Below are 232 nucleotides of genomic sequence, written 5' to 3'. Positions count from 1 at the left end.
GCGTGGCCATCGCGCACCCAGTCAACACTGTAGCCGGCCTCAACAAGGCTGATCTCCAGACCGCTGCCGATCAGGTCATCGTCTTCAACGAGAAGAATTCTCATATGCAAGTGAAACGTATTCGCGTCCTGGTAGCTGCTTCAATCGAAAATCCTTCAATTGTAGGCGACAGGTAATGGTAGTTCTGCGCAGTCAGGCGTGGCTGCCTGCTTCAGGTTACCTTCAGGGATAC

The 232-nt window shown here is 53.0% G+C and carries 1 pseudogene; it reads right to left on the bottom strand.

Annotation, left to right across the window (positions count from 1 at the left end):
- Window positions 1-104 (bottom strand): annotated as a pseudogene (locus SB816_RS35305) (DNA-binding response regulator); the annotation flags it as partial.
- Window positions 105-232: the final 128 nt, after the last annotated feature.

Source organism: Achromobacter sp. SIMBA_011, from assembly GCF_046535435.1.
GTDB classification, from domain to species: Bacteria; Pseudomonadota; Gammaproteobacteria; order Burkholderiales; family Burkholderiaceae_B; genus Achromobacter; species Achromobacter dolens.
The sequence above is the reverse complement of the archived record's forward strand: the minus strand, read 5'-3'. Positions and strand labels throughout refer to the sequence as shown.